Here is a 14,765-nt window from a genome sequence, read left to right on the forward strand (position 1 = left end):
GGGTATCTTTTTTACTCAAATCTTTCAATTAACAAATTATAATGCTGAAGAACTTTTGAGTTTAATTTGTATTGTTTTCCTTTGAATACAGCTATAGTTTGTCAATGTTTGTTCATTTCTAAAATGATTTTTTTCAATTCTGAATTTTCATTTACATATTGTTGCAACTGCCCTTTTAAATATGCTACTTGGGAAAGCAGAGCGTCAACCGTACGGTCTTCTTCATTCCACGGAGCTGCTTCGTTGAGGTTTTTAGCTTGATTGGCATAACCACGACAAGTGGATGAGCAATATTTAGCCGTTGAGCGATTGGCAAAGTAAACGGTTCCACAGTACAAACAAGTTTTTTCAAAAACTTTAGCGTTATATTTGAATTTACTACGGTCGAGAGTAGGCATAACTATATATATTTTAGTTTACAAATTTAACAATATTTGGTATTATAACATTATAAATTCGTTATAAAATCAACAAAATTATTTTAAAGAACTTTCAAATAATTAGAATACATGACAAAAACTTATCTTTCTAAAAAAAACAATGATTTGGGTATTTATTTACACAAATGTATTAAATTTGGGTAAAATTTTAACTGAGTATGAGCCACCAAGAACAAATACTAAAATTTATAAGGCATAACCCTGCTTTATCCGTCAGCACCCTTGAAAAAGAAGCTGAAATTCCTCGCCAAACAATTACCAGAGCCTTGAATGAAAGTCGAGCAATTCCAGAAAAACACCTGAATCAACTTTTGCCCGTCATTACAAAATACGGCTACTCCCCTACACTCTATCAAAAAGCAAGAGTCATTTCGGTTGTCAATCATAAAGGTGGCGTTGGGAAAACTACAACCACCGTTTCATTAGGTGAAGCGATGGCCAATATGGGGTTTAAAGTTTTATTAATTGACCTTGACCCACAAGGAAACCTGAGCCAAGTACTTGGCATTGATTTACCAGAAGTACAAGTAGCTGACGCTCTGCTCGATAATGCGACTTTCCCAGTTATTAATATCGACAAAAACTTAGACCTCTCTCCTTCTGACATTGATTTGGCGAATGTCGAAATGCGTTTTCATGAGCTTACTGGTGGTGAGTTTAGGTTAAAAAATAGAATGAGTCACTTACTCGAAAACTATGACTATATCATTATCGACTGTCCACCATCATTAAACAAACTTACAATTTCAGCCTTAACAGCTTCTTCAAGTTGTCTAATCACCCTCCTACCTGAAATGTCAGCCGTTAAAGGCTTGAATTCTATTTGGGGCAAAATTTCTGAAGTCAGACGTGACTTAAATGCTACCTTAGTTATTGATGGTATTGTTTTTACAATGGTAAAGCGTAATACTGTACATGATGGCATCAAATCCCATGTGAAAGAAGAAGTGGCTAATGTAAAAATATTTGAGTCTGAAATTAAACATTTAATTGATTTTCAGAAATCTCAGATTGCACAAAATGCTATTGCAAAATTTGCAGAAGGCTCAGAAGCGGCAAAATGTTATAAAGAATTCTGCGATGAATACATTGCTTACTTACAAATCGTAAAATAATCGGATGAAAACAAATATAAAAGATATTCTTGCCGCCAAAACCAAACAGGCTCTTTCGAGTAATATATTACAAGCTGATACAATCAGAAAAAATATTATTATTTTAGATGAACTTCGTAGCTTAATTCCACCGCTTTTAGAAGATGAATTCAAGCAGCTTGAAAGTAATATTATAGAGTATGGCTGTCAAAGTCCCCTTCAACTCTGGCAAGCCAATAAGAAAGTTTTAAATCTACCATATTCTAAAGACGACGAACTCGCCTATGTTCTGATTGATGGTCATAACCGCTTTAAAATTTGTACAACTCATCATTTACCCTTTGAAATTTATCAATTATCTTTTGATTCACTTAAAGATGCAAAGGACTATATGATTAATTTACAACTGGGCCGACGCAACCTTAGTCCTACGCAAATTGCCTATTTTAGAGGCTTGAGGTATAATAATGAGAAGTCCGACAAAACCGAAAATCTCTCGAAGGGACATTTTGTCCCTTCGGAGGAAAATACAAAAAAAATAGCTAACAATTCTCCGAAGGGACATTTTGTCCCTTCGGGAATTTCGACCGCCGAACGCCTCGCTGAAGAATATAAAGTAAATGCCAAAACGATTAAAAGAGATGCTGAATTTGCCAAAGGTCTTGAGAAACTCAGCTCTGACTTACGAAACAAAATTTTGACTGGAGCAGAAAAGATAGAAAAAGGTTTGATTCAAGAACTTGGTAAAAACACTAACATTACAAGTCAAATTTCAACAGTTCAAGAAATCCAAAACCTCACAAAAACCATTTCTTTAAGTATCGATAATCCGATTCAACAACAAGTCGAACTTATCAATAATATTCTCAAAAAGTTTTCAAAAACTCAGCAAAAATCTGACTTAGAAGATTTAATAAAAGCAGCCAAAGATATTCTCAAAACCTTAAAATAGTCTCGATGTTTGAATAGGGTAGGGGCAATTGTATATTGCCCCATTTTTGTTATAGAAACAACAATGATTTTAATACTTTAACTATAACAAAAACGGGGCTGTTTAATTAACTAGTAAATCAAGTCTTTCTTATACCCTAATTTTGTCATGTGTAAATCATCTTGAATAATGTATTTCACATGAATCTTGTGTTGAAGCCCCCTGTAATATTATAATTTAACGGTACTTAAGTAAGCACGCTTATAATAATCCCCAAAAGTGTTATACCAATCTAAATATAACATTTTTGGGGCATCGGAATAATTAGCTTTAAAATAAAATAGTTCATAATCGTATTTTATCTATTATTTTTCTAAAAGAAAATTTTAAAAAAAAACAACATCAGTGTTTTGATGCTTTAATTTGTTTTTATTTTTTATTTAAATACTTTCCATTGATGTAAGTAGCTCATTATCAGTTATTTATGAGACTTTTTATAACAAAAATGGGGATTACTATAGCAAAAGTGGGGAATAGTATAACAAAAGTGGGGAATAGTATAACAAAAATGGGGATTATTATAACAGAAGTGGGGAAACTATAACAAAAATGGGGATTTGTCTGATTTTTAAATCTTTCTATAACAAAAGTGGGGAAATATATTCTAAAAAACTAACTCGTAGCTTCATTGACTAAATATAACATTTATGAGGATTATATAACACATTGAAAAATATTGTTATATTTGTTTTATTTTAAATTATAATGAAAAAAGATAAAAACGAAGGAAGCGGTTCCATCAAACTCATTAGAAAATCAAATGATTTAGTTGAAGGTAGATATAGATTTGATATTTGGGAAACACGAGTATTTACTAAAATGCTCACGATGATAAAAAAAGATGACGAAGACTTTAAAGAATACCGAATATATCTGAAAGATGTCGTTAAGGATTTTGGCTTATCTCACAAGAATTCCTACAAAATGCTGAAAGATGGAGCGAAAGGACTTACAAAAAAGGAAATCAGAATAATCAGAGATACCCCAGAAGGTTTAAAGGAATTTCAAACACATATTGCAGTAGGGGTTGATAGTTTTGTGAAAGACGGCAATTATGTTGATATTTCATTTCACCCAAAAATGAAACCATTTTTGCTTCAACTACAAACCCAATACTTAATGTATGATATTCGGAATGTATTGGGAATTCAGAGTTCGTTTTCAGTCAGAATTTATGAATTATTAAAACAATACGAGCGAATTGGTAAAAGAAGGTTTAGTGTGAAAGAACTGAAAGAGATGCTTGATATTTCGGATAAATATCCACTTTATGCTAATTTCAAACAAAGAGTAATTTTAAAAGCTCAAGAAGACCTGCAAGAAAGCACTGATATCAGCTTTACCTTTGAAGAAATAAAATACGGAAAACAAATTTCGGAATTGGTGTTTCATATCTTTAAAAATAGTACAGTTGTTGATTCAAGAAATGAAGAAGAAATAGAGGATTTACCGCAACTTGATACTGATATTCTGAACCTTATCGAACGCGAGTTATTTTCTATGGTTAGAGATTTCAAAGGAGCTAACCTTAAGACAGTACAAAAATGGTTGAAACTTTACCCTGAAGACTACATAAAATCACGAATTATACTCGTAAAAAATTTGATGCAAGTAGGGCAGACGGTGGCTAACCCAATGGGATTTATACAGTCGATGATGTCTCAGCCTGATATTTTTGACCCAATTCAAGAGGAGAAAAATTTGCAAGAAGTAAAAAAGCAAAAGCTAAAAGAAGAGCACAAAATTAAAGAGGCTAAACTCTCGAAAGAACAACAACTTGAACAATTAAGACAAGATTTTAGCGAATCAAAATTGAAATTAATAGAAATGCTTTTAGAAGAAAATAAAACTTTAGCTGCGGAATTCACTGCTGAGTTGAAATCTCTTCGTGAGCAAGCTAATCCTCCTTTTATTATTCAAATTGCTCTCGAACACTACGAAACAAATTTACCAGAAATCAAACCCGGTAGCAGTGAAGAGTTAATTTATAATTACAAACTCGGCGGTAGTTTTGGAGCATTAATGATGGATTGGTTCGAAAATAAATTTTCTAAAGAATTTAAAGAATTGAGCCTACTTTTTGAACAAAAAATAAGCGGTCTTTTGTAAACTATAAATAGAATCAGCTCAAAAATAGAAGTATTTAAATATTTTGGCTGATAATATTTTTTTTAATCAGCCAAAATATTTAAATTTAATTTAAAATTGGCTGATTATGAAAAATAAAGGACTAATAGTTGGAAGAAAAAGAGAACTGCAACAATTACAAATGATAGTTGAAAGCCCAAAATCGGAGTTTTTGGCTATTTACGGTAGGAGGAGGGTAGGCAAAACTTTTCTGATAAGAGAGTTTTTTGAGTACAAGTTTGATTTTCAAATATCGGGTTTGGCCAACGCAAATACTTCACAACAACTCTTCAATTTTCATGTATCGCTTTCGAGACAGCACTCAGTTTCTTATGAACATGCTCCAAATAATTGGCTTGAGGCATTTCAACGATTAATTGATTATTTGGAAGGCATTGAAAAAGACACAAAAAAGATTATATTCTTTGATGAAATGCCGTGGTTGGATACCAAAAAATCTGATTTCGTAATGGGACTCGAACACTTTTGGAATAGCTGGGCGAGTAATCGAAAAGATATTTTATTGATTGCCTGTGGTTCTGCCGCTGCTTGGATGATTAATGAGCTAATAAACAATACAGGCGGACTTCATAATAGGGTGACTCAAAAAATAAAGATTAATCCATTTTGTTTGCAAGAAACGGAAGAATTATTAGAAAGAAAAAATGGTGTATTTGACCGCTATCAGATTGTTCAACTCTACATGGCATTGGGCGGAATCCCTTACTATTTAGATGCAATAAGATCAGATTTATCGGCCACTCAAAATATCCAAAATTTGTTTTTTGAGCAATCAAGTTTACTTCGTAATGAATTTTCTAATTTATACCGCTCGTTGTTTCGTAAGCATAAAATCTATGAAACTATCGTAGAAACACTATCGACTAAGACTAAAGGATTACAGCGTGGTGAAATAATAAAATTATCGAAAGTCGCCTCTGGTGGTACACTGACCAAAGTATTAAATGACCTTGAAGAGAGTGGTTTTATCACTTCTTACATCTCGCTTGATGGCAAAGCCAAAAATACAATTTTTAGACTTTCTGATTTTTATACTTCATTTTACTTCAGATTTATTAAAGACAATAAATACAGAGGTGACAACGTCTGGATTAACTTGTTAGATAATCCGTTGCATAGAACGTGGCAAGGGTTTACATTTGAGCAAATATGCTTGAGTCATACTTACCAGATAAAAAAGGCCTTAGGTATCAGTGGGATTCAATCAAGTGATAGTTCATGGAAAGGAAGTTATGGTGAAAAAGCTGCTCAGATAGATTTACTCATAGATAGGAGGGATCAAGTGATAAATATTTGTGAGGCCAAATTTTCAATGAGTAAATTCATCATTGATAAAGAATATTCAGAAAAACTTCGTGAAAAAGTAAATATTTTTAGAGATGCTACCCAAACGAAGAAATCGGTCTTCTTAACGATGATAACCACTTATGGTGTGGAAAAAAATACATATTCTGCTGCCTTAGTACAAAATGAAATTACTATGGATGATTTATTTGAAGGGAAATGAGGGTATGATTTTTAATAAATTAATATGTTAATTGTAAATTTTGGATACTGCTAAAATCATTTGATATTAACGAATTAATGATTAAATGTGATTAAATCATTACGTTTAATCCAATTTGATTAAAGCTGAAAAACATATACAAAAAAAGTATTTAACTAAATGGATAAATTTTATGTTTTTTTGTATAAAATTTATAAATAATTTCATTTAAATTTGTGTTATATTGACACATTATAAAAATCAAAAGTATTAGAATCCTACCCAATTACTTTTATGAAGCAAATATTTAGTTTTTGTTTATTACTATTAACACAATTTGGCTATTCCCAAAGTAGTCAAAGTCTTAAACTTTGGTACAAACAGCCATCGGGTACAAAATGGGAAAATGCCCTACCGATTGGTAATGGCCGCCAAGCGGCTATGATTTATGGGAATGTTGAAAAAGAAATAATTCAGCTCAACGAACACACGGTTTGGAGTGGAAGCCCAAACAGAAATGATAATCCAGAAGCATTGGCTGCACTTCCCGAAATCAGAAAAATGATTTTTGAGGGAAATCATAAAGAAGCCGAAAAACTGGCCAATAAGGCGATTATCACCAAAAAATCGCATGGACAAATGTTTCAACCCGTTGGTAATCTGAACCTCAGTTTTGAAGGACACCAAAACTACACCAACTATTACCGTGAATTAGATATTGAAAAAGCCATTTCGACAACTTCGTATGTGGTCAATGGCATAACCTATACTCGTGAAGCTTTCGCTTCATTTGCCGATAGAGTGATTGTGGTGAAATTAACGGCCAGCAAAGCAGGTTCACTCGCATTCACGACAAATTATAGTTCTCCGCATAAAATAAAAAGATTTTCGGTCAAAAATCTCGACTTACAAATCAATGGTACAACCAGCGACCAAGATGGTGTAAAAGGTATGGTTGAGTTTAAGGGTATCACTCGAATCAAATTGGAAGGTGGAAAAATAGCTAAAACCGATACTTCATTGAGTATTAGTGGAGCAACTGCAGCTACCATTTTTATTTCGATTGCTTCCAACTTTAATAACTACCACGACATCAGCGGAGATGAAGAAAGACGTGCCGAAGATTACATGAATAAAGCATTTGGAAAAACCTTTGCTAATCTAAAAAACGAACACATCAAAGGGTATCAAAAATATTTCAATCGAGTAAAAATTGATTTAGGCACCACTGATGCCGTCAAGTTACCTACAGATGAACGCTTGAATAATTTTAGAAATACCAACGACCCACAGATGGTCGGCTTATATTATCAATTTGGTCGCTATCTATTAATATCATCTTCTCAGCCAGGTGGACAAGCTGCCAATTTGCAAGGTATTTGGAACAATCGACTGAGTCCGCCGTGGGATAGCAAATATACCATCAATATCAACGCCGAAATGAACTACTGGCCAGCCGAAAAAACAAATCTTTCGGAATTACATGAGCCGTTTCTGCAAATGGTAAAAGATTTGTCGATAACTGGTCAACAAACAGCGAAAGATATGTACGGTGCAAGAGGCTGGATGGCACATCATAATACAGATATTTGGCGTGCTACGGGAGCTATTGATGGTGCTTTTTGGGGTATGTGGACTGCTGGAGGTGGTTGGGTGAGTCAGCACCTTTGGGAACATTATCTTTACACCGGCGACAAAGCATTTTTAGCTTCGGTCTATCCAGCTTTAAAAGGTGCGGCATTGTTTTACGTAGATTTTTTGGTAGAGCACCCAAAATACAAATGGATGGTAGTAAACCCTGGCAATTCGCCCGAAAATGCTCCTGCAGCCCATGATGGTTCTTCGCTCGATGCAGGCGTTACGATGGATAATCAAATAGTATTCGATGTATTCAACACCGCTATTCGTGCGGCTCAGATTCTTAAAAAAGATGCTTCTTTTATTGGCACTTTAAGAACCATGAAAGCCAAACTTCCACCTATGCACATCGGGCAGCACAATCAATTACAAGAATGGCTCGATGATATAGACGACCCCGATGACAAGCACCGCCATATTTCACATTTATATGGTCTTTATCCTTCCAATCAAATATCAGCTTATCGGACTCCTGAACTTTTTGAGGCTTCAAAAAACTCATTGATGTATCGTGGTGATGTTTCGACGGGTTGGAGCATGGGCTGGAAGGTAAATTGGTGGGCAAAACTCCAAGACGGAAATCACGCTTATAAATTGATTCAAAATCAGCTTACACCAATCGGCAACGAGCGTGGTGCTGGTGGAACATACAATAATCTTTTTGATGCTCACCCACCATTTCAGATTGACGGAAACTTTGGTTGTACTTCGGGCATTACCGAAATGCTCATGCAAAGCGACGACGGAGCGATTCATTTATTACCTGCACTACCCGATGTGTGGCCTTCGGGTAGCATTAGTGGCTTAAAAGCCAGAGGTGGTTTTGAGATAATAGAAATGGTGTGGAAAGATTCAAAACTCATACAATTGGTTATAAAGTCTTCTCTTGGTGGAAATTTGAGACTTCGTTTACCAAATGAACTAAAACTTCCCAATGGAACTATATTAAAAGAGGCAAAAGGCGATAATTCTAATCCATTTTATTTTCTTAACGAAACAGCCAAACCAATCATTTCAGAAAAAGCCAGTATAAAAACACCAAGCTTGGCAGTAACTAAATTGTATGATATTGCCACTCAAGAAGGACAAATCATCACTTTAATACTTTTAAAATAACGAATAAACAAAGATTAAAATGTTAAAAACAGTATCAAAAATTTGTAGTATTAACGTACTGGTTTGTTGTGTGCAATTAGCATTAGCACAAGTAACCCTTACCAATCCTATATTAACAGGCTTCTACCCTGACCCAAGTATTGTAAAAGTGGGGGCAGATTATTATTCCGTACACTCTACTTTTTCATATTTTCCAGGGTTGCCCATTATGCACAGCCGTGATTTGAAAAACTGGAAACAAATTGGCAATGTAATCAGCCGTCCGTCGCAGATGGATTTTATGGGCGAGCGTATGAGCCGTGGGCTTTTTGCTCCTGCCATTACTTATTACAAAGGTATTTACTACGTTACTTGTACTGATATTGACCACGATGGTAACTTTGTGGTTACTGCCACAAACCCTGCTGGACCTTACAGTAATCCCGTAAAACTTCCGCAAGTAAGAGGCATCGATCCATCTATTTATTTCGACGAAGCCACCGATAAAGCCTATGTGGTTTACAACAGTGACGCTCCTGATAATAAACCACTTTACCCCGGCCACCGCACTGTGCAAATGTATGAGTTTGATTACAAAAACTTAAAAACTATTGGCGAGAAAAAGCAATTGATAAACGGTGGAGTAGATATTACTAAAAAGCCAGTTTGGATTGAAGGACCACACATTTTGAAACGAAACGATTGGTATATTTTATATTGTGCCGAAGGTGGAACATCAGTAAATCACTCACAAGTGGCATTGCGTAGCAAAGATATTTGGGGACCGTACGTGCCGTTTGAGGGCAACCCTGTTTTGACACAAAGAGGCTTACCAGCCGAACGCCCAAATCCAATTACTTCGGCAGGACACGCCCAGTTTATTGAGGGACCAGATGGAAATTGGTACTCGATTTTCTTGGCTGTTCGCCCTTATGAAGGTGATTATTACAATACAGGTCGTGAAATGTTTATCGCTCCGCTCACTTGGGTGAACGATTGGCCAATGATTGAACACGGCGAAAAAGCCATCGAATACAAATACAAAACCAACATCAAAGAAGTAAAACAAAAAGGTGCTTTGCCTCAAAACGGCAATTTTTCTTATACTATGAAATTTGACAAAGGCCTTGACCTTTCGATGATGCATTTGCGAACGGTAGATAGTAGTTCGTTCAAAACTTCTAAAAATGGACTTACACTAAAACTCAAGTCAGAAACCATTTCAGAACTCGGAAACCCGTCATTTGTAGCCAAACGCCAGCAACACATGAATAGTACTGCCGAAACTGAACTTGTTTTTTCGCCAAAATCTGAAAAAGAGAAAGGTGGTTTAGTGATTTATCAAGACGAAAGTCATTTCTATTTTTTGGCAAAATCAATCAAAGATGGTAAAACTCAGGTAGAATTATACAAGAGTGTTCATCGCAAAAAAGACGTAGAGTTAATTAATACGCTACCCGTTGGCAATGGAAAATTAGTGCTACGCATAACCAATAATGCAGATAAATGCCATTTTGCCATTTCAGAAAATGGCAAAGACTTTAAGATTTTGGCTGAAAACCAAGATGGCAAGCATCTATCTACCAGAGTTTCAGGTGGTTTTATAGGTAATGTTTTTGCCCTGTATGCTACATCAAATGGCGAAAAATCAGACAATACCGCAACATTTAAGTATTTGAAATATAGTGGCAATGATGAGGTTTTGAAATAATCTGCCAAAGGTAAATTAAGAGTCTTTTTAAATAACTAATGGTGATTTCGACCATATCTGAAAAGAATAAAAAAAATGAAATTTAAAATATTGGGTATCATAACACTTATAAGTTTGTTTTTGGGAAAAGAAAGCTTTGCCCAAGAACAGACAGCTTACAACCCAATCATCCATGCTGATGTACCCGACCTTTCGATGATTCGAGTGGGTGATACTTATTACATGAGTAGCACTACGATGCACATGAGTCCAGGGCTGCCAATTATGAGTTCAAAAGACTTGGTGAATTGGAAACTCGAAAGCTATTGTTATGATAGATTGGTAGAAAACGATGCCATGAACCTCATGAATGGTCAAAATACCTATGGTAAAGGCTCTTGGGCGAGTTGTATTCGTTACCATAATGGCGAATTTATGGTCAGCACTTTTGCGGCCACATCGGGCAAAACACATATCTATACTTCCAAAAATATCAAAGGACCTTGGAATGAAAAATCATTTGCCCCTGCCTATCACGACCATAGTATTTTTTTTGATGACGATGGTAAAACTTATCTCATTTATGGAGCAGGAAAACTCAAAATCATAGAATTAAAGCCTGATTTGAGTGGAAGAATGGAAGGTACAGAAGAAAAAGTTCTGATTGAAAATGCTTCTGCTCCTGCCAATGCACCGATTATGTTGCAGGCTGAAGGCTCGCAGTTGTTCAAACACAATGGCAAATATTACCTGTTCAATATCTGCTGGCCGCGTGGCGGAATGCGAACGGTGCTTATTCATCGAGCCGACAAAATCACTGGGCCATGGGAAGGCCGATTGGCTCTACAAGATTTGGGTGTAGCTCAAGGCGGACTGATTGATACGCCTGATGGACGTTGGTTTTCCTACCTTTTCCGTGATTATGGTGGCGTAGGGCGTATTCCTTATTACGTTCCTGTAGAGTGGAAAGACGGCTGGCCAGTTTTGGGTGAAAACGGTAAAGTACCAATAACACTAAACCTTCCTGCGAATAAAAGCCTGATTCCAAATCTCGTGAATTCTGATGAATTTACTCGAAAAAAAGGTGAGCCAGTGTTACCATTGGTTTGGCAATGGAATCACAATCCCGATAATTCACTTTGGTCAGTTACTGAGCGTAAAGGTTTTCTTCGCCTCAAAACAGGAAGAATTGATACCTCATTTGTTTCAGCAAAAAATACGCTTACCCAACGCACGATTGGCCCAGAAAGTACAGGGTCTATATCTTTAGAAGTATCAAATATGAAAGAAGGAGATTTTGCGGGCTTGGGTTTACTCCAAAAAAATTATGGTGTCGTAGGTGTAAAAATAGAGAATGGTACAAAATCGATCGTAATGGTGAGTACCAAAGGTGGTAAAGCTGTTGAAATTGAGAAAGTTCGAGTTTCACAAAGTACCGTTTACTTCAAAACCGAATGTAATTTTAAAGACCGAGCCGATATTGCTCATTTCTTCTACAGCTTAGATGGAAAATCTTGGGTAAAAATAGGAGAACCTCTGAAAATGCCTTATACACTTCCCCATTTTATGGGTTATCGTTTTGGGCTTTTCAATTACGCCACCAAGAATATGGGTGGCTTTGCTGACTTTGATTGGTTTAGGATTAAGTAGTACCTAGAAATATTTCTCCTTAACTTTTAAAATACTTACTGAAACAAAATGAAAATATTCAATTGTATATTTTTTTTTCTTATACTACTCATCTCTGAGGTGAGTTTAGCACAAAAAGTTCGCTATCGAAATGTGTTCAAGGAGATGGGTTATAGTCAAAAAGACATTGATGCCAAACTCAAAAAAGCATATTATGATGTTTTTGAAGGTCCAAACAAAGTTTATTTTGAAGAAGAAGACTCTTTGGCTTATGTTTCGGACGTAAAAAACAAAGATGCACGCTCCGAAGGAATGTCTTATGGCATGATGGTGGCTGTTCAATTAAACAAAAAAGAAGTTTTTGATAAAATTTGGCGTTGGGCGGTTAAGTATTCTCAGCACCAAAGTGGGCCAAGAGAGGCTTATTTTGCGTGGAGTATCAATCCTCAAACTAAGAAAAAAAACTCACAAGGTTCTGCTTCTGACGGAGAACTTTATTTTGTAACCAGTCTTTTGTTTGCTTCCAACCGATGGGGTAACGAAACGGGTATCAATTACTACCAAGAAGCCCGTCGAATTTTAGATAACATGTGGAAAAAAGACGGTACTGGAAATATTTACAACGTCATCAACACCGATGCCAAACAAATAAGTTTTGTTCCAGAAGGTGCCAACTACAAATGGACTGACCCATCTTACCACTTGCCTGCTTTTATGGAAGTTTGGGCAAAATATGCCAAGGATGGCCACGAAGAGTTTTACAAAGCCTGTGCCGATACATCAAGAGCATTTTTGCACCGAGCTTGTCATCCTGTAACTGCACTAAATTCAGATTATACCGAGTTTAGTGGAGCTCCGCACCCAACTCGGTGGATGCCACCGGGTTTTAGATATGACTCATGGCGAGTACCCATGAATATTGCGATGGATTATACTTGGTACGGAAAAGACAAAAAATGGCAATTAGATTACGCCAAAAGATTCCAAAATTTCTTGCGGTCAAAAGGCTTAGATACGTACGATGACCAGTTTAATCTCGATGGTTCAAAGCCAGAATTCATTTTGCAAGCTGGGCCAGTCAAAAAACTTCGCCATTCGATTGGTTTAGTTTCTACGACAGCCACTACCGCACTCATTAATAAAGGAAAAGAAAGTAATGATTTTGTGAAAGCTATCTGGAATGCCAAACTCGAACCTTACGAAGATGGATACTTCGACCCCTATTTCGATGGGTTGATGTATTTATTCAGTTTGATGCACCTAAGTGGCAATTATAAAATCATTGAACCCGCAAAATAAAATTTATTTAACCTCTTTTATCTAAAAAACTATGAAAAAATTACTATCAGTATTAGCTGGTCTTTTTTTGTGTGGAAGTTCGGTTTTCGCACAAAAAATGGAAAAAGAAATGCCCAAAGGCTATGAGCAAGAAAAGTCAGGCATTGTCAAAGGAAAAATAGACACCGTTTTGTACGATTCAAAAACTGTAGGCAATAAGCGTAAAACCTTGGTTTATACACCACCAGGTTTCGACAAAAAGAAAAAATACCCAGTTTTTTATCTTTTACACGGCATTGGTGGCGATCATTTGGAGTGGTTTAAAGGAGCAAATCCACAAAATATTTTGGATAATCTTTATGCAGAAGGAAAAATCCAACCTATGATAGTCGTTATGCCAAATGGACGTGCTATGAAAGACGACCGTGCGGTAGGTAACATCTTCGATAAAGACAAGGTTGAAGCTTTTACAACTTTTGAAAAGGATTTATTAAATGACCTCATACCTTTTATCGAGAAGACTTATCCAACATTAACCGACAAAGATAATCGTGCCATCGCTGGGCTTTCGATGGGAGGCGGTCAGTCACTAAATTTTGGTTTAGGAAATTTAGATAAATTTTCTTGGGTAGGAGGTTTTTCTTCGGCACCAAATACTAAATTACCTCAAGACTTAGTGCCAAATCCAGAGGTAGCAAAGCAGAAATTAAAATTACTTTTTATTTCTTGTGGTGATGCTGATGGACTCATTGGTTTTAGTAAACGTACCCACGATTATTTATACCAAAACGACGTTCCGCATATTTATTATTTAGAAGCAGGTGGTCATGATTTCAAAGTTTGGAAAAATGGTTTATATATGTTCTCTCAGTTTTTGTTTAAACCCGTTGATAATTCTTCTTTGGAGCAATATTCGGTTTTAGGAACACCTGCCACTACCAATGTTCGTAATGCAAAATACCCTCAAATTTTGCCAGATAACAGAGTAATTTTTAAAGTAAAAGCACCAGAAGCACAAAAAGTGCAAGTAGATTTGGGTAAAAAATACGATATGGTAAAAGACACCAGTGGATTTTGGAATGTAACAACCGATGTCATCAGCCGAGGCTTTCACTACTATTCTTTAATTATTGATGGCGTTGCCGTGGTTGACCCAGCAAGCGAAACTTTCTATGGCATGGGTCGCCAAGCCAGTGGAATTGAAATACCATATAAAGATGGCGGATTTTATGCTTTAAAAGATGTTCCACATGGTGATATTCGTATCAAAAAATAT

Annotated in this window: 10 protein-coding genes; 9 read left to right on the top strand and 1 reads right to left on the bottom strand. The window is 35.9% G+C overall.

All coding sequences use genetic code 11. The annotated features are described in order from the left end of the window. Window positions 1-101: 101 nt before the first annotated feature. The gene (locus ACQUQZ_RS25040) at window positions 102-398 is read right to left on the bottom strand and encodes a hypothetical protein (protein WP_435357965.1); all 297 of its coding nucleotides are present in this window, start codon (window positions 396-398) and stop codon (window positions 102-104) included. Between the two features lie 200 nt (window positions 399-598). Between ACQUQZ_RS25040 and ACQUQZ_RS25045 the strand changes: the two genes are divergently transcribed. From ACQUQZ_RS25045 to ACQUQZ_RS25085, 9 genes are all read left to right on the top strand, one after another. After that, complete coding sequence (locus tag ACQUQZ_RS25045; RefSeq protein ID WP_435357966.1) at window positions 599-1,555, top strand: AAA family ATPase; 957 nt, start codon at window positions 599-601, stop codon at window positions 1,553-1,555. 4 nt (window positions 1,556-1,559) lie between these two features. After that, window positions 1,560-2,486, top strand: a complete 927-nt coding sequence (locus ACQUQZ_RS25050; protein WP_435357967.1) for a hypothetical protein — start codon at window positions 1,560-1,562, stop codon at window positions 2,484-2,486. A 744-nt stretch (window positions 2,487-3,230) separates the two neighbouring features. Then, entirely contained in the window at window positions 3,231-4,634 is a 1,404-nt protein-coding gene (locus tag ACQUQZ_RS25055; protein ID WP_435357968.1) for a RepB family plasmid replication initiator protein, read from the top strand. 106 nt (window positions 4,635-4,740) lie between these two features. Continuing rightward, window positions 4,741-6,180, top strand: coding sequence for an AAA family ATPase (locus ACQUQZ_RS25060; RefSeq protein WP_435357969.1), 1,440 nt, complete (start codon window positions 4,741-4,743; stop codon window positions 6,178-6,180). Between the two features lie 273 nt (window positions 6,181-6,453). After that, complete coding sequence (locus ACQUQZ_RS25065; protein ID WP_435357970.1) at window positions 6,454-8,913, top strand: glycoside hydrolase family 95 protein; 2,460 nt, start codon at window positions 6,454-6,456, stop codon at window positions 8,911-8,913. 19 nt (window positions 8,914-8,932) lie between these two features. Beyond that, complete coding sequence (locus ACQUQZ_RS25070) at window positions 8,933-10,603, top strand: glycoside hydrolase family 43 protein (RefSeq protein ID WP_435357971.1); 1,671 nt, start codon at window positions 8,933-8,935, stop codon at window positions 10,601-10,603. 75 nt (window positions 10,604-10,678) lie between these two features. After that, window positions 10,679-12,232 (top strand): glycoside hydrolase family 43 protein, encoded by a 1,554-nt coding sequence (locus ACQUQZ_RS25075; protein ID WP_435357972.1) that lies wholly within the window; start codon window positions 10,679-10,681, stop codon window positions 12,230-12,232. Window positions 12,233-12,280: 48 nt separating this feature from the next. Continuing rightward, complete coding sequence (locus ACQUQZ_RS25080; protein WP_435357973.1) at window positions 12,281-13,510, top strand: glycosyl hydrolase family 8; 1,230 nt, start codon at window positions 12,281-12,283, stop codon at window positions 13,508-13,510. Window positions 13,511-13,541: 31 nt separating this feature from the next. Continuing rightward, on the top strand, window positions 13,542-14,765 hold a 1,224-nt coding region (locus ACQUQZ_RS25085; protein ID WP_435357974.1), incomplete at its 3' end, for an alpha/beta hydrolase-fold protein.

This window comes from Emticicia sp. SJ17W-69, from assembly GCF_051209875.1.
GTDB lineage: Bacteria > Bacteroidota > Bacteroidia > Cytophagales > Spirosomataceae > Emticicia.

Coding starts and splice junctions, on each gene's coding strand:
- ACQUQZ_RS25070 (WP_435357971.1), top strand. CDS start 8,933: ATGTTAAAAACAGTATCAAAAATTTGTAGTATTAACGTACTGGTTTGT.
- ACQUQZ_RS25075 (WP_435357972.1), top strand. CDS start 10,679: ATGAAATTTAAAATATTGGGTATCATAACACTTATAAGTTTGTTTTTG.
- ACQUQZ_RS25060 (WP_435357969.1), top strand. CDS start 4,741: ATGAAAAATAAAGGACTAATAGTTGGAAGAAAAAGAGAACTGCAACAA.
- ACQUQZ_RS25050 (WP_435357967.1), top strand. CDS start 1,560: ATGAAAACAAATATAAAAGATATTCTTGCCGCCAAAACCAAACAGGCT.
- ACQUQZ_RS25045 (WP_435357966.1), top strand. CDS start 599: ATGAGCCACCAAGAACAAATACTAAAATTTATAAGGCATAACCCTGCT.
- ACQUQZ_RS25040 (WP_435357965.1), bottom strand. CDS start 398: ATGCCTACTCTCGACCGTAGTAAATTCAAATATAACGCTAAAGTTTTT.
- ACQUQZ_RS25080 (WP_435357973.1), top strand. CDS start 12,281: ATGAAAATATTCAATTGTATATTTTTTTTTCTTATACTACTCATCTCT.
- ACQUQZ_RS25065 (WP_435357970.1), top strand. CDS start 6,454: ATGAAGCAAATATTTAGTTTTTGTTTATTACTATTAACACAATTTGGC.
- ACQUQZ_RS25055 (WP_435357968.1), top strand. CDS start 3,231: ATGAAAAAAGATAAAAACGAAGGAAGCGGTTCCATCAAACTCATTAGA.